Genomic DNA, 20,337 nt, shown 5'->3' with positions numbered 1-20,337 from the left:
TTCACCCGGCAGCACCCACCGAATACGTCCCAGGAGAGTCCATGACCGACACCACCGCCGCCGAGAAGATCCACGACGTCGTGGTGGTGGGCTCCGGCCCCGCCGGCTGGACGGCCGCGATCTACGCCGCGCGCGCCGACCTCAGCCCCCTCGTCATCGCCGGGCAGATCGACGCCGGCGGTGCGCTGATGACGACCACCGAGGTCGAGAACTTCCCCGGGTTCCCCGAGGGCGTCATGGGTCCCGACCTCATGGAGAAGATGCAGGCGCAGGCCGAGCGGTTCGGCGCCGAGGTCCTCTACGAGGACGTCGTCTCCGCCGACCTCACCGGCGACATCAAGGTCCTCACCACCGACGACGCGACCTACCGGGCGCGGTCGGTGATCCTCGCGCTCGGCAGTGCGTACAAGCACATCGGTCTCGACAAGGAGGACGAGATGTCGGGCCGAGGGGTGTCCTACTGCGCCACCTGCGACGGCTTCTTCTTCAAGCAGCAGCACATCGCCGTGGTCGGCGGCGGCGACTCGGCCGCGACCGAGGCCCTGTTCCTCACCAAGTTCGCCGACAAGGTGACGATGATCCACCGCCGCGACGAGCTGCGGGCCTCGAAGGTCATGGCCGACCGCGTGCTCGCCGACCCGAAGATCCAGATGGCCTGGAGCTCGGAGGTGGCCGCCATCAACGGCGAGCAGCGCCTGGAGTCCCTCACGCTGCGCGACACCGCGAGCGGCGAGGAGCGCGAGCTGCCGGTGACCGGCATGTTCGTCGCGATCGGCCACCTGCCGCGCACCGGCGTCGTCGCCGGGCAGGTCGAGCTCGACAAGGACGGCTACATCGTCGTCGAGCACCCGACGACCGCCACCAACCTGCCGGGCGTCTTCGCCTGCGGCGACGCCGTCGACCACGTCTACCGCCAGGCGATCACGGCCGCAGGCACCGGCTGCTCGGCCGCCCTGGACGCCGAGCGGTACCTCGCGGACCTCGCCCACGGCACCGTGTCTCCGGGCGCACCCGAGGTCGAGGCGGCCGTCGTCACGGACGCGGAGCCGGCCGCGCAGGCGGTCGGGTCGCCCACGCCCGTCACCGGCTGAGACCGTGCACGTCACGCCCGTCGACGCCGAGGGCCTCGAGGAGGTCCTCGGCTCCGGCGGGCTCGTCGTCGTCGACTTCTGGGCCGAGTGGTGCGGCCCGTGCCGTCTGATGGCACCCGTCCTCGAGGAGGTCGCCGGCATGCGCCCCGACGTCACGGTGGTGTCGGTCGACACCGCCGAGCATCCGGGCATCGCCGAGCGCTGGGGCGTGCGTACGATCCCGACCTACCACCTGCGGATCGGCGAGGAGGGCGCGGGCGTCCTCGTCGGCGCCCAGACCAAGCCGCGCCTGCTCGCCGCGATCGACGAGGCGCTGGGCTCGATACCCGGCTGACCACGCCCGGCTCCTCCCGGGGCGGCGGGTGCGCGGTGGCAGACTGGCCTCTCCGCGCACCAGCGCACCGAGCCACGAGGAGCAGGCGATGAGCACCACGGACAGCCAGGACGGCCAGGTCGAGCAGCAGGAGCCGCGCGCGGCCGCCCCCGCTGCCGCGGCCGCCGGCACCCGGCTCGACCCGTGGCTGAAGAACTACGCGGGACGCGCCCACCACCTGCGTGCCTCGGAGGTCCGGTCGCTGTTCGCCGTCGCGAACCGTCCGGAGGTCGTCTCCCTCGCCGGCGGCATGCCCAACATCGCGGACCTGCCCCTGGGGCGGCTCGGCGACATGATCGGGTCGATGGTGGCCGAGGCCGGTACGCGTGCCCTGCAGTACGGCGGCGGCCAGGGCGAGGAGGAGCTGCGCGAGCAGATCGTCGAGGTCATGCGCTACTCCGCGATGCACGCGCACCCGGACGACGTGGTGGTGACGACCGGCTCCCAGCAGGCGCTCGACCTCGTCACCGGCATCTTCATCGACCCGGGCGACGTCATCGTCGCCGAGGCGCCCAGCTACGTCGGCGCCCTCGGGGTCTTCCGGAGCTACCAGGCCGACGTCGTGCACGTCCCGATGGACGACCACGGCCTGATCCCCGAGGAGCTCGAGCGCATCCTCGGCGAGCTCGCCCGGGCCGGCCGCACCGTCAAGCTGCTGTACACGGTGCCGAACTTCCACAACCCCGCCGGCGTCACTCTGTCCCTCGAGCGGCGCCCCCGCATCGTCGAGATCGCCCGCAGGTACGGGGTGCTCATCATGGAGGACGACCCGTACGGGCTGCTCGGCTTCGACTCCGACCCGCTGCCGGCGCTGAAGTCCTACGACGAGGACGCCGTCGTCCACCTGGGCTCCTTCTCGAAGACCTTCGCTCCCGGCCTGCGGGTCGGCTGGGCGTACGCGCCGCTCGCCGTGCGGGAGAAGCTCGTGCTGGCCGCGGAGTCCGCGATCCTCTCGCCGTCGGTCATCAACGAGATGATCGTCACCCGCTACCTCCAGGAGTTCGACTGGTACGGGCAGGTGAAGTCGTTCCGCGAGATGTACCGCGAGCGTCGGGACGCGATGCTCGGCGCCCTGAGCGAGCACCTTCCCCACCTGTCCTGGACGGTCCCGACGGGCGGCTTCTACACGTGGCTCACGCTGCCGCCCGGGCTCGACGCCAAGGCGATGCTGCCGCGGGCGGTGACCAACCGGGTCGCCTACACCTCCGGCACGGCCTTCTTCGCGGACGGCACCGGCCAGGACCACGTCCGACTGTCCTACTGCTTCCCGACGCCGGACCGCATCCGCGAGGGGGTGCGCCGACTGGCGGAGGTCGTCCGCGCGGAGGCGGAGCTCGTCGAGATGTTCGGCACGGCGAACGACATCCCTGCCGGCGGCACGGGCACGGTCGACGTGCCCGGCCCCGACGCCAGCTGACCAGGTCCGGGCCAGCCCGGGCACCCACCACCCGACACCGATGCCGGTCCCAGTGACCACATGACGACGAGGAGCAGCAGATGGACGACGCGGCCGCCGGAGACTCGCCCCGCACCTCCGGCAGGGAGGACCTCACCGTCGCCGTGGTGAGCGGAGGCCTCACCCACGAGCGCGACGTCTCGATCCGTTCCGGGCGTCGCGTGGGCGGGGCGCTGCGCTCGGCCGGGGCCACGGTCGAGATCCTCGACCTCGACGCCTCGCTCATCGACCGGCTCGGCCGGCTCGAACCCGACGTCGTGTGGCCGGTGGTCCACGGCGCCGAGGGTGAGGACGGCTCCCTGCAGGACCTGCTCGTGCTGCTCGGCCTGCCGTTCGTCGGCTCCACCTCGGCCGGAGCGCGCCTCGCCTCGGACAAGCCCGTGTCCAAGGCCGTCGTCGGCGCCGCCGGCGTCGCCACGCCGTCCTACGTCGCGCTCCCCCAGTCCCTCTTCCGCGAGGTGGGCCCCCGCCGCGTCCTCGACGACGTGGTCCACCGGCTCGGCCTGCCGCTCGTCGTCAAGCCCGTCGACGGCGGCTCCGCCCTGGGTGTCACCCTCGTGGAGGATCGCGCCCAGCTCCCGGGCGCGATGGTGGCCTGCTTCGCCTACGGACCGGAGGCGCTCATCGAGCGCGCCGTGGACGGGACGGAGGTCGCCGTCTCGGTCGTCGACCTCGGGGACGGGCCCGTCGCGCTCCCGCCGGTGGAGATCGCCACCTCCGACGGGCCGTACGACTTCGACGCCCGGTACAACCCGGGACGTGCCGAGTTCTTCACCCCCGCGCGGCTCTCCGCCGACGTCGCGGCCGAGGTCGCCCGCACCGCCACCACCGTGCACACGGCCCTGGGGCTGCGCGACCTGTCGCGGGTCGACATGATCGTCGACGGCGACGGCCGCCCCTGGGTCATCGACATCAACGTGGCCCCCGGGCTCACCGAGACGTCCCTGTTCCCGCAGGCGGCGGCGCAGGGGCCGACCACCCCCGAGGAGCTCTACCTCGCCCTCGCCCGCCGCGCCGTCGAACGCGGGCCGGAGGCGTAGTACCGCCCCGGTGGGCAGGGGGCAGCGCGTCAGTCCGCGTTGATCTGCTCGCCCGGCACGAGACTCGTGAGGATGCGGTCGAGGTCCTCCACGGAGGCGAAGTCCACCGTGATGCGCCCCTTGCGCTGCCCCATCACCACCTTGACCCGCGTGTCGAACCGGTCCGACAGCCGGTCGGCCAGCCTGTCGAGCTGCTCGGAGTGCGCGGAGGGCGCACGCCGGCGACGCAGCTCGGGACGGGCCGCGCCCTCCCCCATGGTCACGGCCTCCTCGGTCGCGCGCACCGACAGGCCCTCGGCGACGATCCGCTGGGCGAGGCGCTCCATCGCCGCGCCGTCCTCGAGGCCGAGCAGGGCCCGCGCGTGCCCGGCGGACAGCACGCCCGCCGCCACACGGCGCTGCACCAGCGCCGGGAGCTTGAGCAGCCGCAGCGTGTTGGAGATCTGAGGACGAGAGCGCGCGATGCGGCGTGCGAGCTCGTCGTGGGTGCCGCCGAAGTCGTCGAGCAGCTGCTGGTAGGCGGCCGCCTCCTCGAGCGGATTGAGCTGTGCGCGGTGCAGGTTCTCCAGGAGCGCGTCACGCAGAAGGTCCGTGTCGTCCGTGGACCGGACGACGGCCGGGATCTCCGTGAGGTCCGCCTGGATCGAGGCCCGGAGCCGGCGCTCTCCCATGACCAGCTCGTACCGGACGGTGTCGCTGCGCCGAGGGTCGGACTCGGGGATCGGCCGGACGACGACCGGCTGCAGGACCCCGAGCTCGCGGATGGAGGCCGACAGCTCGTCGAGGTCCTCCTCGTCGAACACCTGCCGTGGCTGCCGCGAGTTGGGGACGATCGAGGCGACGGGAACCTCGGCGTAGGTCGCGCCGGGCACCGGGCGAAGTCCACCGTCGTGGGCGGCCGGCACCTCCGCGGGAGGATCCTCGTCACCGGTGGTGGGCGCCTGGTTCCACGAACCTTCGTGTCCCTCGGCTTCGGGCGTCACGGTTGAAGCTCCCGCGCTGTCGACGCCGGCCGTGGTCGAGGTCGCATCGGACGCGGCGTCCCCCTGTACCGCACCGGCAGGTCTGGTGCTTCCACCCTGTGCCTGCTCAACCGCACCGGCTTCCGCAACAGGTGCCGAACCGTCCACTTCACTCTCAGGCGAGGTCGTGACCTGCGTCTTCGTTCGATCGGACTCGTGAGATGAACGGTCGAAGAAGATATCCGCCGGACGAGCACTCCGGGCACCTGCCGGTGGTCCGCTCGGGATCAACGCACCGATCCCCCGACCAAGACCACGCCGCTTCTCCGCCATGTCCTACTCCTTCGGTGCTGCGCCACGCACAGCGATCTCGAGCGCGGCCTCACGGTAGGTGAGCGCCCCCGACGACGTCGGGTCGTACGTGATGATCGTCTGGCCGAAGCTCGGAGCCTCAGAGATCCGCACGGACCGTGGCACCGCCGTCTTCAGGACCTGGTCCGGGAAGTGGGTACGCACCTCGTGCGCCACCTCGCGCGAGAGGTTCGTGCGCTTGTCGTACATCGTCAGCAGGATCGTCGAGACCACGAGCTCGGGGTTGAGGTGCTCGGTGATCAGACCGATGCTGCGCACGAGCTGGGTGAGGCCCTCCAGCGCGTAGTACTCGCACTGGATGGGGATGAGGACCTCCCGAGCCGCGACGAACGCGTTGATCGTCAGCAGGCCGAGGCTCGGTGGGCAGTCGACCAAAATGTAGTCAACGGGCTCCTGACCTGCAGTTTCGCGGTGACGAACATACTCCGCCAAGGCGTCCGCCAATCGCCTCTCGCGGTTCTCCTCGGAGACCAGCTCGATCTCCGCCCCCGAGAGGTCGATGGTCGACGGCACCAACTCCACACCCGGCAACAGCTCGGCAGGAACGACGACGTCCGCGATCGTCAGATCCCCCATGAGGACGTCGTACAACGACTGTGTACCCGGTGCATGTTCCGCGCCGAGCGCCGTGGAGGCGTTGCCCTGCGGGTCGTTGTCCACCAGAAGTACTCGCAGCCCCCCCTCGGACAGCGCTGCGGCGAGGTTGACGGCGCTTGTGGTCTTCCCGACTCCGCCCTTCTGATTAGCGACGGTTATAGTCCGCATTTGTGTGGGCTTGGGCATGTCTTTGCCGAACAGTCTCCGGCGGCGCGCGGCTTGCTCTGCCAGTTCCTGAGCGAGCGGCGTCGTCTCGTCGTCGTCGAACGCCGTGTGGGACAGCGCGTCGTCCTGATCGTCCTCCGGCACCGCGGAACTGTGGTCAGCGACCTCGGCGGCCTTGTCTGTCGTGCGATCGCCCATGCGTCGGGTCTCCAGCTCGTGGGAAATACGTCGGAGCGAGTCTAAGCCGAGCATGACCGGTGCGGGTCCCCGTCCGCGCGCTCCTGGCAGGTGTTCAACGCTGGCCGACCGACCTGTCCCGCCAGCTCGTCGCTCTCCAGGTTTCACGTGGAACGAGATGTTCTGTGACATGCGGCGTTTCCCGCCTTCCCGCACGCGTTGTAGGCCGGGACGGAGATGTCGATGGCAGTAGTGGCACCGCCGCTGGGACTCGGGCCGCGTGGTTCAACACCTATATGGGCACCCACCTCACACCTGACAGAGCACTTTTCGCTCGTCGCACGATCCGTTGCGCTTTCCTAGCCGTCCGCTTGCTCCGCGGAGCGCGCGCAACGGCACAGCTCCCTCCTTGTGCGCGTTGGGCTGGGGCGGGCGATGTCAGAATCACCGTGGGCCGGCCGTCGTTGCTCATGGGGTATGTCCGCGGTCGGTGCGGCCATGTTGTTTCACGTGGAACCTCGGGTGCGAGCCCGTGACACGTCCGCCTGTATTGCTCACGGGAAGCGATGTGCCGTTCACACTGTCGCCGCACCTGCATGAGACGGACTCTGCACGTCTTGGTCCTCACGAATGTTGGACTCCCGCATGCGCGGCTGTTGTCGGTTGCACGTGAAACGTGCTCGGCGTCGTCACCGCTTCATGTATGCGGGCCCGTGCAGCGTGGTGTCGGAAGCTCCTCAGTCCGCTATGGCCACGGGAACGCGAACGCACTCCGGGCCGTCACGCACATGACACCTCGACGAGTACACGGTTCCACGTGAAACGCAGGTCCTTCTCGAAGCGCCCGTGCACGCTCAGCTTCCATCCACCTGACACTCTCGGCACCAGCGGGGATCGGACGTGATCTATCCCTGCGCCTCCATGGATGGCCAAGAGGACAGCCAACGGAAGCAACACCCGGTAGGCGCCACATGCATCACCGCGCTGGAACGCTTCCCAGACCGACACCTTCACAGGGACATCCGGCACTCAGAGGTTCCACGTGAAACAACGGACCGCAGGCTCAACGACGCCAATGCGAGCGACTGGTGCAGGTAGTTGCAGGGAAGTCACCACCTCGAGCGATCCCATCGCGGAGGCCTTCTCACGCCCCAACGATCCTGCCCCTCAACCCCGCGGCCGTTCCGCGATGATCATCATCTGCACCGAGCTCGAGTAGCGCCGACGACTCGACGGGCACAGCGGCCCAGAACTGTCGGTCCAGGCGAAGCCCGAAGCCGCCGGATACCCGGCAACGTGCCGTCCAGGCGCTGGCGTCCAGGAGCCGACGCCCGAACGGCAGCCCACGCGACCGGCCGCCGTCCATCGCCGCTCTTCAGGCCCACCGGCCACCAACGACCAGCCACCGCGCCCGGCCACCGGCCTCGACCACGGGGGATCTACGGGATGGCTAGATCGCGAAGCCACTCAGCCTTCACGAGAGAGCGCGAACGACAGTTTTGATGCTTATGCATCTATAGGGAGTCCTCGATCAACGCCTCCCGCGGGAGATCCGCACGTCACCGGGCCGCTCACCTGCTGTGCGTCCCGGCACCGAACCCGGAAACAACCGAGCCACCGGTGCTGTCCTCGACCGCGCGAGCGACGATCGACCGCCACCACACTCACGTCGAGGTCCTCGGTCGCAGCGACCACCGCACAACCCGCCCGCGGACGACGCCCACGGGCGCCGGAGCGGCGCGCAGGGTAGAGGAGCAGCCCGGTCGCTCGCCCTTCGACGACGGCGGGGGACGAACCTAACTCAACGCTTGTTGACCAGCACCAGGGTGGCCGTCTCGCCACCGGGAACCGGCACCACCGTCTCCACAGTGGTGCTCGTGGCGCCCAGCTTGCGCAGGACCTTGTTGGCCTTCGCGACCTCGGCGCTCGCCCGTTCACCCTTGAGTGCGACGAGCCGACCCCCGCCGGTCACGAGGGGCATCGTCCATCGCGCGAGCTTGTCCAGAGCGGCGACCGCCCGTGCGGTCACGACCGAGGCCTTGAGGACGCCGTGGAGCTCGTCGGCGCGCGCACGATGGATGTCCACGTTGTCCAGGCCGAGCTCGTCGACGACGTCGTGGAGCCAGTCCACGCGACGCTCCATGGGCTCGACCAGGTGCACCGTCGCGCCGGGCCTGAGCAGCGCGACGACGATCCCCGGGAACCCGGCACCCGAGCCCACGTCGACCACCGAGTCCTCGTCCCGGACGTAGAACGCCACCGCCGCCGAGTTCACGATGTGCCGGCTCCACAGGCGGGGGAGCTCGCGGGGGCCGATAAGTCCGCGCAGCTCACCCTCCTCCGCGAGCATCCGGGCGAAGTGCTGCGCCGGCGACCATGCGAGATCGAAGAGCTCGGCGACGCCTGAGCCGGGCACCTCGAGCATCTCCACGCCGCGGCTCACCTCCTCCGCGGAGCCGACGGGGGAGTGGTCCGGGCGCGGCTCTGTGCCCGCCTCCCGGCCGTTCTCCTCTCCTGGCCGGTCCATGTCAGGCGGGACGGATGACCACGTGCCTGCGCGGCTCGACGCCCTCGGAGTCCGAGACGAGACCGGCGGCCGACACGGCGTCGTGCACGATCTTTCGCTCGAACGGGTTCATCGGGTCGAGCGACACGTCCTCGCTGCTGGCGCGGACCTTCTCGATCGCCTCCTCGGCGAGGGCCGTGAGGGTCGCGCGCCGCCCCTCGCGGTAGCCGGCGATGTCCACCATGATCCGGGAGCGCTCGCCGAGCTTGGCCTGGACCGCGAGCCGGGTGAGCTCCTGCACGGCGTCGAGGACACCGCCGTCGTCACCGACGAGGCGCGACAGGTACCGGTCACCGTCCTCCTCGGACACGATCGACACGGACGCGCGGCCGTGGTCCACCTCGATGTCGATGTCCCCGTCGAGGTCCGCGATGTCGAGCAGCTCCTCGAGGTAGTCGGCTGCGACGTCGCCCTCCTCCTCGAGACGGCTCACGCGTGCGGACGGTGCGGCCTCGTGCTGACCGTCGCCGGCCGCGGACGTCGAGTCCCGCCCTGCCGCGTCGACCGCCTCGGCGGGCTTCGGCGGCTCCTGAGCCGCGCCGTCCTCCCGGGGCTCCTGGTCGGCGACGGTGCCGGCAGCGTTGTTCTCGGTGGTGAGGTCGTTGGTCACGGTGTGCTCCTTCGTCCGACGCCCGATCCGGGCGCGTGCCAGGTGGTGCGTCCGCGGTGGGAGCGACTCCCTCGCGGTCGCGAGATATCAATTCTTCTTGGACCCGCCGGCGGATCCGCCCTCGCGCTTCCTGCGCTTCTCCGCGGCGAGCCGGCGCTCCGCCTGCCGCCGCTCGTACCGCTTCTGTGCGCGTTCCGCCGCGGTCAGGCCGTCCTTGCCGCGGACCTCGAACTCGTCCTCGTCGGAGTCCGCGGTGGTCTCCGCCGTCGTGCCGGCAGCCTCGCTCCCGCGCTTGGGCTGCGGCTGGCGCTGGCCGGCCGTGGGGCTGCGCCGCAGCGTCGGCGTCTCCTCCTCGAGCGGTGGGAGACCCTTCTTCGCACGCTTGGCGTTCTTCTTCTCGAGCATGGCCTTGTGCGCGTCGGACCCCGGCGTGGGCTGACGCTTGATCGTGTAGAACTGCTGACCCATCGACCACAGGTTCGAGATGAACCAGTAGATGAGGACACCGATCGGGAAGTTGACGCCCGTGACGGCGAAGACGACGGGGAGGATGTACAGCAGGATCTGCTGCTGCCGGAACATCGGGCTCTCCATCGCCGCGGGCGGCATGTTCTTCATCGTCAGCTGGCGCTGCGTGAAGAACGTGGAGAGCGACATCGCGATGATGAGGATGACCGTGACGATCCGGACCGCGGTGACGTCCGCATCGAGGTTCGCGGCGCCGTCCCCGAACGTCTGCATGAACGTCGAGGAGATCGGCGCGCCGAACAGGAGCGAGTTCTCGGCCTCGACCGCGCGTTCCTGGGTGAGCGGGCCGATCGCGTCCGCGGTGCCGGCGGCGATGTTGTCGAGCGAGTTGAGCACCGAGAACAGGCCGAAGAAGATCGGCATCTGCAGCAGCAGGGGGAGACAGGACGCGAACGGGGACGTGCCGGCGTCCTTGTAGAGCGCCTGCATCTCCTCCTGGAAGCGCTGCCGCGACGCCGGGTCCTTCTTGTTCTTGTACTTGTCCTGCAGCTTCTTCAGCTCCGGCTGCACGAGCTGCATCGCTCGCGAGGCGCGGATCTGCCGGAAGAACAGCGGGATGATGAGAATGCGGACCACGACCGTGAGGCCGACGATCGAGATGATCCAGGCCCACCCGGGGCCCTCGGGCAGACCGATGGCGACGGCGCCGTCGTGGATGAGCACCATCACCCAGGCAACCGCCCACCTGATCGGCGCGAGAATGGTGTCGAAGAAGCCCATCAGCTCGGTTGCTCCCTGTGGTCCTGCGGCGAGCTGTCGCCCGCCCCTCGTTCGGTCTCCCTGAGGGTAGACGCACCGGCGGTGCCGGTCGTCATCGGGTGCTCGGGGGCACCCTCCGGGGTGTGGTGAGTCTCCTCACCCGCACTCGCCGGACCGGGCTGCGTCGGACCTGGCTCCGTCGGATCAGGCAGGGGGACCCGCCGTCCCACCCAGGCCCCGCGCTCCGGCACGTGGTCCACCCCGCCCTTCGACCAGGGATTGCACCGCAGCACACGCCACACCGCGAGCAGCAGTCCTTTGCCCGCTCCGTGCGTGCGCAGGGCCCCGACGGCGAACGCCGAGCACGAGGGGTAGTACCGGCACGTGGGCGGAAACCAGGGGGACACGACCAGCTGATAACCCCGCACCAGCTTGAGCAGCAGCCAGGTCAGCGGTCCGATCCGCCGCCCGGCGGACTCATCCATCGGTCGCCGGCGACGGCGCCGCGGACGCGCGCGGCGCAGACGACTCGGACCCGCGCGACGCTGCCGGGGGACGCCGCCGCTCCAGCTTGCGTGCGGTCGACCTGAGCGCCCGGTCCAGGTCGGCGCCGAGCTGCGCGGAGGTCGCCTGCGCGGCCCGCGGGAGCGCCCGCACGACCACGTGCGTGCCGCGCTCGATCGAGGCCAGACGCTCCGACATCAGGTGGCGCAGCCTCCTCTTGACCCTGGTGCGCACGACCGCGCCGCCCACACCCTTGGAGACGACGAAGCCGACGAGGACTGCGTCCTCGTCGGCGGTCGGCCGTCTGTGGACGACGAGCCGGTCGGTGCCGGCCCGCACGCCCTTCCGGACGGTCGCGGTGAAGTCCTGCCCGCGGCGCATCCGGTGGTGCGCCGGGAGCACGGCTCAGGCGGAGAGCTTCGCGCGACCCTTGGAACGGCGCGCCGAGAGGATGGCGCGGCCTGCGCGGGTGCGCATCCGCAGACGGAAGCCGTGCACCTTCGACCGGCGGCGGTTGTTCGGCTGGAAAGTCCGCTTGCTCACGGCTCTACCCCTGACGTTGCTCGAGAAACTGACTGGCCCTGGAGGATCCGACCCCCGCGCACAGGCCTGGGACAGGCGCGCGCACGGGCCCGACCACGGGCCCAGGAATGAGTGGTGTCCACAGCAGTGGACGCCTCAGGTTACGGGCGTCGCCGCATCGTGGTCAACGGCGGACGGGCGTGACCTGTGGAACGTCGTCATCCACCGATGCGTCCGAGCGGCAGGTGGCCGGAGCGCACGAACCGCACGAGAGTGCGGCCGCCGGGCCGGGAGCAGATGCGCACAACTGTGGACAAGTATGTGGATGTGGCCGTTCCGTGACACAGTAAGGGACCCGCCCGGCACCGGTCGGGCGACAGGCGCGCAAGGAGTGGGGTGGGCGTGGCGACATCCATCGCCGAGGCATGGCAGCTCGCGGTCTCTCAGCTCTCGGACAGCGGGGACATCCGCCCGGCCCAGCTGGCCTTCGTCCGTCAGGCGCGCGCGCTGGGGATCATCGACGACACGCTGCTGCTCGCCGTCGGGTCCGACCTCGCCAAGGACTACCTCGAGATGCAGGCGCGCGAGCAGATCGTCGCCGCGATGTCCCGGGTCCACGGCAGCACGGTGCGGTTCGCGGTGACCGTCGACCCCTCCTTGCTCGACGAGCCGACGCCGCAACGCCCCGTGGTGACCGAGCTCCCCGTCCCACCGAGCGCGGCGACCCCTGCTCGCCCGCCGTCCACCGGGACGGCCCCGGCGCCCGAGGAGACGCCCGCCCGCAGCGCGCCCGACCGTTCGTCGCAGAGCCGCGGCACGTCGTCGGTCGAGGACAACGGTGACCAGGCCTCCCGGCTCAACCCGAAGTTCACCTTCGAGACGTTCGTGTCCGGGTCGTCCAACCGGTTCGCCCACGCCGCGGCGACCGCCGTCGCGGAGTCGCCGGCGAAGGCCTACAACCCGCTGTTCATCTACGGCGGCTCGGGCCTGGGCAAGACCCACCTCCTGCACTCGATCGGCCACTACGCGCGCAACCTCTACCCGGGGATCCGGGTGCGGTACGTGAACTCCGAGGAGTTCACCAACGACTTCATCAACTCCATCCGGGACGACAAGGCGGAGTCGTTCCAGCGCCGGTACCGCAACGTCGACGTCCTGCTCATCGACGACATCCAGTTCCTCGGCGGCAAGGAGCAGACGGTCGAGGAGTTCTTCCACACGTTCAACACGCTGCACAACGACTCCAAGCAGGTGGTCATCACCTCGGACGTCGCTCCGAAGCAGCTGAGCGGCTTCGAGCAGCGGCTCGTGTCCCGCTTCGAGTGGGGTCTGCTCACCGACGTCCAGCCGCCCGACCTCGAGACCCGGATCGCCATCCTTCGCAAGAAGGCCGAGAACGACCGGCTCGACGCCGCGCCGGAGGTCCTGGAGTACATCGCCTCGCGCATCTCGACCAATATCCGCGAGCTCGAGGGCGCGCTCATCCGGGTGACGGCCTTCGCCAACCTCAACCGGCAGCACGTCGACCGGCCGCTCGCCGAGATGGTCCTCAAGGACATCATCACGGACCCGGAGAGCGAGGAGATCACGCCGAGCCTGATCATGGCGCAGACGGCGGACTACTTCTCGATCTCGCTGGACGCCCTCACGTCGGCGGACCGCTCCCGCGTCCTGGTCACCGCCCGCCAGATCGCCATGTACCTCTGCCGCGAGCTCACCCCGCTGTCGCTGCCGAAGATCGGGCAGCTGTTCGGCGGCCGCGACCACACGACGGTCATGCACGCGAACCGCAAGATCAAGGACCTCATGGCGGAGAAGCGCCAGGTCTACAACCAGGTCTCCGAGCTCACGGCCCGCATCAAGAACCGGGCGCGCGAAGGGTGACCTCGGCCTCGGTCGTGCGCTCACGGACGGTGTGGACCGGTCTGTGGTTCGTCGGTGGACGACCGCGGTCACGATCGTGGACGAGCTGGGGACGACCGACCGCGCTCCGTGGACGGACGAATGACATCCACGGACCGTGTCATTCGTCCACGACGTCCTCCGCAGGACGATCCACATGAATGACAAGCCTCTGACCTGGCCCGACGACGAGAATCCCCAGGATCCACAGGTGCTATGACGATGACGAACCCTAGATCTCGGACTTTGTGGTTCATCAGCCCATGCCCTGGTGCCCCTGCCCGACCCACGACGACCGTCCCGTTCCCGGAGAGCTCCTCCCGCCGACCGCTGCACGCGCTCGAGCACGTAAGGTGTGCCGTGCGCCGCACCCCGTCCATGGAGAGCGCGGAAGTCTTGAGAGAAAGTGATCTACCGTGAAGTTCAGGGTTGACCGCGACGTCCTGGCCGAGGCCGTGTCCTGGACGGCGCGCTCGCTGCCGGCGCGTCCTCCCGTCCCCGTCCTGGCCGGCGTGCGCATCGAGGCCGCCGACGGCCAGCTGACGCTCGCGACGTTCGACTACGAGATCTCGGCGCGCTCCGTCGTCGAGGCCGAGGTCGAGACGGCGGGCACGGTGCTGGTCGTCGGACGCCTGCTCGCGGACATCTGCCGCGCCCTTCCCGCGCGGCCGGTCGACGTCGAGGTCGACGGCACCCGGGTGACCCTGACCTGCGGCGCCTCGCGCTTCACGCTGACCTCCATGCCCGTCGAGGAGTACCCGGCGCTCCCGGCCATGCCGGACAAGGCCGGCACCATCGACGCCGACGTCCTCGCGCAGGCCGTCGCCCAGGTGACCACCGCCGCCTCCCGCGACGAGACGCTGCCGCTGCTGACCGGCGTGCGTGTCGAGATCGAGGGCGACTCCATCACCCTGCTCGCCACCGACCGGTACCGGCTCGCGATGCGTGAGCTGCCGTGGCACCCGGCCGGCGACGACGTCTCCGCCGTCGCGCTGGTGCGGGCCCGCACGCTCTCCGACGTCGCGAAGTCCCTCACCTCGGCCGGTGCGGTCGAGGTCGACCTGGACACCTCCGGCGCCGGCTCGCTGATCGGGTTCGAGGCCGGCGGCAGGCGGACCACCTCGCTGCTGGTCGACGGTGACTACCCGCCCGTGCGCCGCCTGTTCCCCGACGAGACGCCCACCCACGCCGTTGTCGACGCGGCCGAGCTCATCGCCGCCGCGAAGCGCGTGAGCCTCGTCGCGGAGCGCAACACCCCGATCCGGCTCTCGTTCACCGAGGGACAGGTCGTGCTCGAGGCCGGTCAGGGCGACGACGCGCAGGCGTCCGAGGCGCTCGAGGCGACGCTGGTCGGCGAACCGATCACCACGGCGTTCAACCCGGTCTACCTGCTGGACGGGCTGGGCGCGCTCACGCGACCGCTGGCCCGACTGTCCTTCACGCATCCGTCGAAGCCGGCCACGCTCACGGGCCAGGACGAGCCCGACGGCGAGGACTCGAGCGAGTTCCGCTACCTGCTGATGCCCATCCGCTTCGCCGGCTGAGCAGCCGGCCGGTCAAGGAGTAGCCATGCACCTCGGGATGATCGGCATGGGCCGCATGGGCGGCAACATGGCCGAGCGGCTCCGCGCGGCGGGGCACACCGTCATCGGGTACGACCGGGACCCGGCGCTGTCCGACGTCGACTCGCTCGCCGCGCTCGTCGATGCGCTGCCGGCCCCTCGGGCCGTGTGGGTGATGGTCCCCGCGGGCGACCCGACGCGGGCGACCCTCGACGAGCTGTCCGAGGTGCTGTCCGAGGGTGATCTCGTCGTCGAGGGCGGCAACTCCCACTTCGAGGAGGACCGTGCGAACGCCGCGAGGCTGGCCGAGCGCGGCATCCACTACGTCGACACCGGCGTCTCGGGCGGCGTCTGGGGCAAGGACGTCGGCTACGGACTCATGGTGGGCGGCTCGACGGAGGACGTCGAGCGGCTCATGCCGATCTACGAGGCGCTGCGCCCCGAGGGTCCGCGTGAGGAGGGCTTCGTGCACGCCGGACCGGTCGGCGCCGGCCACTTCACGAAGATGGTGCACAACGGCATCGAGTACGGCCTCATGCAGGCCTACGCCGAGGGCTACGAGCTCATGCACGCCCACGAGGACCTCGTCGACGACCCCGGTGCGGTGCTCAACGCCTGGCGCCGCGGCACCGTGGTGCGTTCCTGGCTGCTGGATCTCATGGTGCTCGCCCTGGAGGACGACCCCGACCTCGACGCCATCCGCGGATACGTGGAGGACTCCGGCGAGGGGCGGTGGACGATCGACGCGGCCATCGACGCCGCGGTCCCGGTCCCGGCGATCTCGGCGTCGCTGTTCGCCCGGTTCACCTCGCGCCAGGAGGACTCCCCGGCGATGCGGATGGTCGCGGCCATGCGCAACCAGTTCGGTGCGCACGCCACCAGGCCCGCCGAGGACCCTGCCGGTGAGCCCCCGGTGGGTCCCGCGGCGAGCTAGGTGCGGGTCACGGACCTCGCGCTGAGCGACTTCCGCTCCTACCGCGAGCTCGTGCTCACCCTTCAGCCGGGTGTCACTGCGTTCGTCGGCCCGAACGGCCAGGGCAAGACGAACATCGTCGAGGCGGTGGGCTACCTGGCCACGTTCAGCTCCCACCGGGTCGCCGCGGACACGGCGCTCGTGCGCCGCGGGACGCCCGGCGCCGTCGTCCGCGCCAAGGTGCGCGACGACGAACGGGACACGCTCCTCGAGGTCGAGATCATCGCGGGCCGGGCCAACCGCGCCCGGCTCGATCGTCACCCCGCCCGGCCGCGCGACCTGCTCGGGCACCTGCGCCTCGTCGTCTTCGCCCCGGAGGACCTCGAGCTCGTGCGCGGCGACCCGTCCGGTCGGCGCCGGTTCCTCGACGACCTCCTCGTCCAGCTGCGGCCCCGCCTGTCGGAGGTGCGCCAGCGCTACGAGCGCGTCCTGCGGCAGCGGGTCGCGCTGCTGAAGTCGGCCGGCGCCGCGGCGCGCGCGGGGAGGAGCGTCGACCTGTCGACCCTGGACGTGTGGGACGCCCAGCTCGCGGAGGCGGGGGCGGAGATCGTCGCGGCTCGTGCCGATCTCGTCGCGCGCCTGCGACCGCACGTGGCCGCCGCCTACGAGGACGTCTCCGGTGGACAGGGTGAGGCCCGCATCGACGGCCGGTACTCGCTCGTCGGCGCCGAGGGCGGGCCGGAGCCGGACGCCGCCGTGCTCGCCGGTGTCACGGGACCCGAGACGATCGACGACGACGCCGGACGCCTGGCGCGGCGCGGCGCCGAGGACGTCGAGGAGGGCCTCACGGACCGGACGGCCGTCGCCGACCGGCTGCTCGCCGCGCTGGAGGAGGCCCGCCCGAAGGAGGTCGAGCGGGGCGTGTGTCTCGTCGGTCCGCACCGTGACGACCTCGCGCTGGCCCTGGGCCCGTTGCCGGCACGCGGGTATGCCAGCCACGGCGAGTCGTGGTCCTACGCCCTCGCGCTGCGGCTCGGCGCCTGGCGGGTGCTGCGCGACGCCGCCCGGGAGAGTGGTGGGGGAGACCCGGTCCTCGTCCTCGACGACGTCTTCGCCGAGCTCGACTCGCGCCGGCGCAGCCGCCTCGCCGGCATGGTCGCCGAGGCCGAGCAGGTGCTGCTCACGGCCGCCGTCGACGAGGACGTGCCGGGGGAGCTGGGGGGTACGCGGATCGACGTCGCGGACGGGACCGCGACCGTGCGAGGGGCCCGATGACGAACGACGACGAGCTCGACGACGACCCGCCCGCCTCGCCGGACGCGCTCGCCCACGCGGTGCTCGCCCGTGCGCGTGCCGCCGCCTGGGACAAGGGGCTGCGCACCACGCCGGCGCCCCGGCACATCAGGAGCCGGGAGGACACGGACGCGCTCGACGACGCCGGGGAGGACATCGTCCCCGGGGGCAGCGCAGTCAGCGGCGCAGGGGGCCAGGACGACGCCGCGGACGGGACCCCCGGACGGCGCCGCTCGCCGTGGCGGCCGGGCCCGGGCCTCGGCTGGGCCGGGTCGGGCTCGTCGCCGTCGAGGCGAGACCCGCAGCCGTTGGGCCGGATCGGTGCGCAGCTCGTGCGGCGGCGGGGCTGGGGCCGCGAGCTGTCCCTGGCCTCGGTGGTCTCGCGCTGGCGCGAGATCGTCGGTGACCAGGTCGCCGACCACTGCGCCGTCGAGACCTTCGCCGACGGCGAGCTCGTGCTGCGCACCTCCTCGACGGCGTGGGCGACCCAGGTGCGGCTCCTGCTTCCCCAGCTCGAGCGCCGCATCGAGGAGGAGACGGGCGCCGGCACCGTCTCCTCGATCACCGTCCTGGGCCCCGGCGGACCCAGCTGGAAGCACGGGCGGTTCGCCGTCCGCGGGGGTCGAGGGCCCCGGGACACCTACGGCTGACGTCGGGCAGCACGCCGCGGATCGCACGTGGGTGACACCACCCCACAGGCTGTGGACACAGCCTGTGGATGATTGGGCGGGAAGGGCTGTCCACGGTAGAATCTCACGACCCGTCCGGCGCAGTCCGGGGCATCGCGCCCCGGGGCCGGACACGTGGCGACGAGGGGGCGGTCAGCCTCCCCGTCGTCGCCCGAGAGCCGAGGAGAACCGTCGACCGTGGCAGCAGATCGCAGCGCAACCTCCCCCGAGCACGCCTTAGACGGGACGGACGCAGCTGCACCAGGCGCCCCGTCGACGCCCGGCCCCGCACCGGACGCGAGCACCGGTGCCACGGGCTCCGGCGGGCAGTACGGGGCCCAGAACATCCAGGTCCTCGAGGGTCTGGAGGCCGTCCGCAAGCGACCGGGTATGTACATCGGCTCCACCGGGCCCCGCGGGCTGCACCATCTCGTCTACGAGGTCGTCGACAACTCGGTGGACGAGGCCCTGGCCGGTCACGCCGGCAACATCGCCGTCACCCTGGGTGGCGACGGGTCGGTGACGGTGGTCGACGACGGGCGAGGCATCCCGGTCGACCTGCACCCGACCGAGGGCAAGCCCGCCGTCGAGGTCGTCCTGACGGTGCTGCACGCCGGCGGCAAGTTCGGCGGCGGCGGGTACGCCGTCTCGGGCGGGCTGCACGGCGTCGGCGTCTCGGTCGTCAACGCGCTCTCCCACCGGCTCGAGGTCGAGGTGCGCAGGGACGGTTCCGTCTGGCGGATGTCGTTCGTCGACGGGGTGCCGACCGGCCCGCTCGAGAAGGGCGAGGCGACCGACGCCAGCGGGACCACCGTCAGGTACTGGCCCAACGCCGACATCTTCGAGACCGTCGACCACGACTACGAGACGCTGCGCTCGCGGCTCCAGCAGTACGCCTTCCTCAACAAGGGCCTGCAGCTCACCCTGACCGACGAGCGCCCCGAGGCGGTCGACTCCGGGGACGAGGTCACGGGCGACGACGAGGGCACGGCCGACGACCCGGTCCCCGGCTTCCGCACGATCACGTACCGGTACGACGACGGCCTGGTCGACTACGTCAAGCACCTCAACTCGGCCAAGCGGGTCGACGTCGTGCATCCTGAGGTCATCGCCTTCGAGTCCGAGGACCGCGAGAAGCGGATCTCCCTCGAGCTCGCGATGCAGTGGACGAGCGGCTACAGCGAGTCCGTCCACACCTACGCCAACACGATCAACACCACCGAGGGCGGTACCCACGAGGAGGGCTTCCGGTCCGCGATGACGTCGGTCGTCAACAAGTATGCGCGCGACCACGGGCTGCTGAAGGACAAGGACGACAACCTCACGGGCGACGACGTCCGGGAGGGGCTGACCGCCGTCATCTCGATCAAGCTCGGCGAGCCCCAGTTCGAGGGGCAGACGAAGACCAAGCTCGGCAACACCGAGGCCCGCACCTACGTGCAGTCCCAGGTGTACTCCCAGGTCACGGACTGGCTCGACCAGCACCCCAACGAGGGCCGGGACGTCATCCGCAAGGCCCAGTCGGCCGCGGCCGCACGCGTCGCCGCGCGCAAGGCGCGGGAGGCCACCCGCCGCAAGACGGTCCTGGAGTCGGCCTCCATGCCGGGCAAGCTGAAGGACTGCTCGAGCAAGGACCCGCGCGAGTGCGAGATCTTCATCGTCGAGGGTGACTCGGCGGGCGGGTCCGCGGTCGGCGGCCGGGACCCCAGGATCCAGGCGATCATGCCGATCCGCGGCAAGATCCTCAACGTCGAGAAGGCGCGCCTCGACCGGGCCCTGGGCTCGGAGACGATCCGCAACCTCATCACCGCGTTCGGGGTCGGGGTCGGCGAGGAGTTCGACCTCGACAAGCTGCGGTACCACAAGATCGTGCTCATGGCCGACGCCGACGTCGACGGCCAGCACATCGCGACCCTCCTGCTCACCCTCGTGTTCCGCTACATGCGCCCCCTGCTCGAGGGCGGGCACATCTACCTCGCGCAGCCGCCCCTGTTCCGCATCAAGTGGACGAACGCCGCGCACGAGTACGTGTACTCGGACAAGGAGCGCGACGCCGTGGTGGCCGACGGCCTGGCCAACGGCAAGCGCCTGCCCAAGGAGAAGGACGGGCCGATCCAGCGGTACAAGGGTCTCGGCGAGATGAACGACTCTGAGCTGTGGGAGACCACGATGAACCCGGACACCCGCACCCTCAAGCAGATCACCCTGGGGGAGGCCGCGGCCGCCGACGAGATCTTCGCGATCCTCATGGGGGAGGACGTGGAGCAGCGCCGCGGGTTCATCCAGCGCAACGCCCACGACGTCCGCTTCCTCGACATCTGAACCGCCGCGGGCCCG

18 protein-coding genes are annotated in these 20,337 nt (G+C 70.8%); 10 read left to right on the top strand and 8 right to left on the bottom strand.

Annotated features, from left to right (window positions below; genetic code table 11):
• Positions 1-41 precede the first annotated feature (41 nt).
• The 4 genes from trxB to ACZLKG_RS00585 all read left to right on the top strand — a co-directional run bounded on the left by trxB (position 42) and on the right by ACZLKG_RS00585 (position 3,960).
• A complete protein-coding gene (gene trxB, locus ACZLKG_RS00600) occupies positions 42-1,091 on the top strand; it encodes a thioredoxin-disulfide reductase (RefSeq protein WP_463647543.1) in 1,050 nt (349 codons plus the stop codon).
• Between the two features lie 4 nt (positions 1,092-1,095).
• Positions 1,096-1,425: a thioredoxin family protein gene (locus ACZLKG_RS00595; protein ID WP_463647542.1), complete on the top strand. Its 330-nt coding sequence runs from the start codon at positions 1,096-1,098 to the stop codon at positions 1,423-1,425.
• 88 nt (positions 1,426-1,513) lie between these two features.
• Positions 1,514-2,881, top strand: a complete 1,368-nt coding sequence (locus ACZLKG_RS00590; RefSeq protein WP_463647541.1) for an aminotransferase-like domain-containing protein — start codon at positions 1,514-1,516, stop codon at positions 2,879-2,881.
• An 80-nt stretch (positions 2,882-2,961) separates the two neighbouring features.
• On the top strand, positions 2,962-3,960 hold the full coding sequence (locus ACZLKG_RS00585; protein ID WP_463647540.1) for a D-alanine--D-alanine ligase family protein: 999 nt from the start codon (positions 2,962-2,964) through the stop codon (positions 3,958-3,960).
• 29 nt (positions 3,961-3,989) lie between these two features.
• Here the strand turns inward: ACZLKG_RS00585 and ACZLKG_RS00580 are convergent, their stop codons facing one another.
• From ACZLKG_RS00580 to rpmH, 8 genes are all read right to left on the bottom strand, one after another.
• Entirely contained in the window at positions 3,990-5,255 is a 1,266-nt protein-coding gene (locus ACZLKG_RS00580) for a ParB/RepB/Spo0J family partition protein (RefSeq protein WP_463647539.1), read from the bottom strand.
• Positions 5,256-5,258: 3 nt separating this feature from the next.
• Positions 5,259-6,254 carry a ParA family protein gene (locus ACZLKG_RS00575; protein ID WP_463647538.1) on the bottom strand — a complete coding sequence of 332 codons (996 nt, stop codon included), beginning with the start codon at positions 6,252-6,254 and terminating at the stop codon, positions 5,259-5,261.
• 1,780 nt (positions 6,255-8,034) lie between these two features.
• A complete protein-coding gene (gene rsmG / locus ACZLKG_RS00570; protein ID WP_463648061.1) occupies positions 8,035-8,658 on the bottom strand; it encodes a 16S rRNA (guanine(527)-N(7))-methyltransferase RsmG in 624 nt (207 codons plus the stop codon).
• A gap of 103 nt (positions 8,659-8,761) precedes the next feature.
• Complete coding sequence (locus ACZLKG_RS00565) at positions 8,762-9,232, bottom strand: Jag family protein (RefSeq protein WP_425707622.1); 471 nt, start codon at positions 9,230-9,232, stop codon at positions 8,762-8,764.
• A gap of 264 nt (positions 9,233-9,496) precedes the next feature.
• On the bottom strand, positions 9,497-10,657 hold the full coding sequence (gene yidC, locus ACZLKG_RS00560) for a membrane protein insertase YidC (protein ID WP_463647537.1): 1,161 nt from the start codon (positions 10,655-10,657) through the stop codon (positions 9,497-9,499).
• A complete protein-coding gene (yidD, locus tag ACZLKG_RS00555) occupies positions 10,657-11,088 on the bottom strand; it encodes a membrane protein insertion efficiency factor YidD (protein WP_463648060.1) in 432 nt (143 codons plus the stop codon). Before yidD ends, yidC begins: the two co-directional genes overlap by 1 nt.
• Before the next feature lie 25 nt (positions 11,089-11,113).
• A complete protein-coding gene (gene rnpA / locus ACZLKG_RS00550) occupies positions 11,114-11,542 on the bottom strand; it encodes a ribonuclease P protein component (protein ID WP_425707256.1) in 429 nt (142 codons plus the stop codon).
• A gap of 3 nt (positions 11,543-11,545) precedes the next feature.
• Positions 11,546-11,683: a 50S ribosomal protein L34 gene (rpmH, locus tag ACZLKG_RS00545; RefSeq protein WP_425707255.1), complete on the bottom strand. Its 138-nt coding sequence runs from the start codon at positions 11,681-11,683 to the stop codon at positions 11,546-11,548.
• Between the two features lie 381 nt (positions 11,684-12,064).
• Here rpmH and dnaA point away from each other — a divergent pair, with 381 nt between their 5' ends.
• From dnaA to gyrB, 6 genes are all read left to right on the top strand, one after another.
• Positions 12,065-13,546, top strand: a complete 1,482-nt coding sequence (dnaA, locus tag ACZLKG_RS00540) for a chromosomal replication initiator protein DnaA (protein WP_463647536.1) — start codon at positions 12,065-12,067, stop codon at positions 13,544-13,546.
• A 434-nt stretch (positions 13,547-13,980) separates the two neighbouring features.
• On the top strand, positions 13,981-15,108 hold the full coding sequence (gene dnaN / locus ACZLKG_RS00535) for a DNA polymerase III subunit beta (protein ID WP_425707253.1): 1,128 nt from the start codon (positions 13,981-13,983) through the stop codon (positions 15,106-15,108).
• A 25-nt stretch (positions 15,109-15,133) separates the two neighbouring features.
• Positions 15,134-16,060: a phosphogluconate dehydrogenase (NAD(+)-dependent, decarboxylating) gene (gnd, locus tag ACZLKG_RS00530; protein ID WP_463647535.1), complete on the top strand. Its 927-nt coding sequence runs from the start codon at positions 15,134-15,136 to the stop codon at positions 16,058-16,060.
• Positions 16,061-17,314, top strand: coding sequence for a DNA replication/repair protein RecF (recF, locus tag ACZLKG_RS00525; protein ID WP_463647534.1), 1,254 nt, complete (start codon positions 16,061-16,063; stop codon positions 17,312-17,314).
• On the top strand, positions 17,311-17,982 hold the full coding sequence (locus ACZLKG_RS00520; RefSeq protein WP_425707250.1) for a DciA family protein: 672 nt from the start codon (positions 17,311-17,313) through the stop codon (positions 17,980-17,982). The genes recF and ACZLKG_RS00520 overlap by 4 nt, the downstream gene beginning before the upstream one ends.
• Positions 17,983-18,198: 216 nt before the next feature.
• Positions 18,199-20,322 carry a DNA topoisomerase (ATP-hydrolyzing) subunit B gene (gene gyrB / locus ACZLKG_RS00515; RefSeq protein WP_425707249.1) on the top strand — a complete coding sequence of 708 codons (2,124 nt, stop codon included), beginning with the start codon at positions 18,199-18,201 and terminating at the stop codon, positions 20,320-20,322.
• Positions 20,323-20,337 lie beyond the last annotated feature (15 nt).

It is taken from the genome of Georgenia sp. Z2081 (assembly GCF_055326445.1).
Note: the sequence above shows the minus strand (reverse complement) of the source record. Positions and strands in the feature narration are given on the sequence as shown.

Coding starts and splice junctions, on each gene's coding strand:
- trxB (WP_463647543.1), top strand. CDS start 42: ATGACCGACACCACCGCCGCCGAGAAGATCCACGACGTCGTGGTGGTG.
- ACZLKG_RS00585 (WP_463647540.1), top strand. CDS start 2,962: ATGGACGACGCGGCCGCCGGAGACTCGCCCCGCACCTCCGGCAGGGAG.
- ACZLKG_RS00575 (WP_463647538.1), bottom strand. CDS start 6,254: ATGGGCGATCGCACGACAGACAAGGCCGCCGAGGTCGCTGACCACAGT.
- rsmG (WP_463648061.1), bottom strand. CDS start 8,658: ATGCTCGAGGTGCCCGGCTCAGGCGTCGCCGAGCTCTTCGATCTCGCA.
- ACZLKG_RS00580 (WP_463647539.1), bottom strand. CDS start 5,255: ATGGCGGAGAAGCGGCGTGGTCTTGGTCGGGGGATCGGTGCGTTGATC.
- yidC (WP_463647537.1), bottom strand. CDS start 10,657: ATGGGCTTCTTCGACACCATTCTCGCGCCGATCAGGTGGGCGGTTGCC.
- ACZLKG_RS00590 (WP_463647541.1), top strand. CDS start 1,514: ATGAGCACCACGGACAGCCAGGACGGCCAGGTCGAGCAGCAGGAGCCG.
- ACZLKG_RS00520 (WP_425707250.1), top strand. CDS start 17,311: ATGACGAACGACGACGAGCTCGACGACGACCCGCCCGCCTCGCCGGAC.
- gnd (WP_463647535.1), top strand. CDS start 15,134: ATGCACCTCGGGATGATCGGCATGGGCCGCATGGGCGGCAACATGGCC.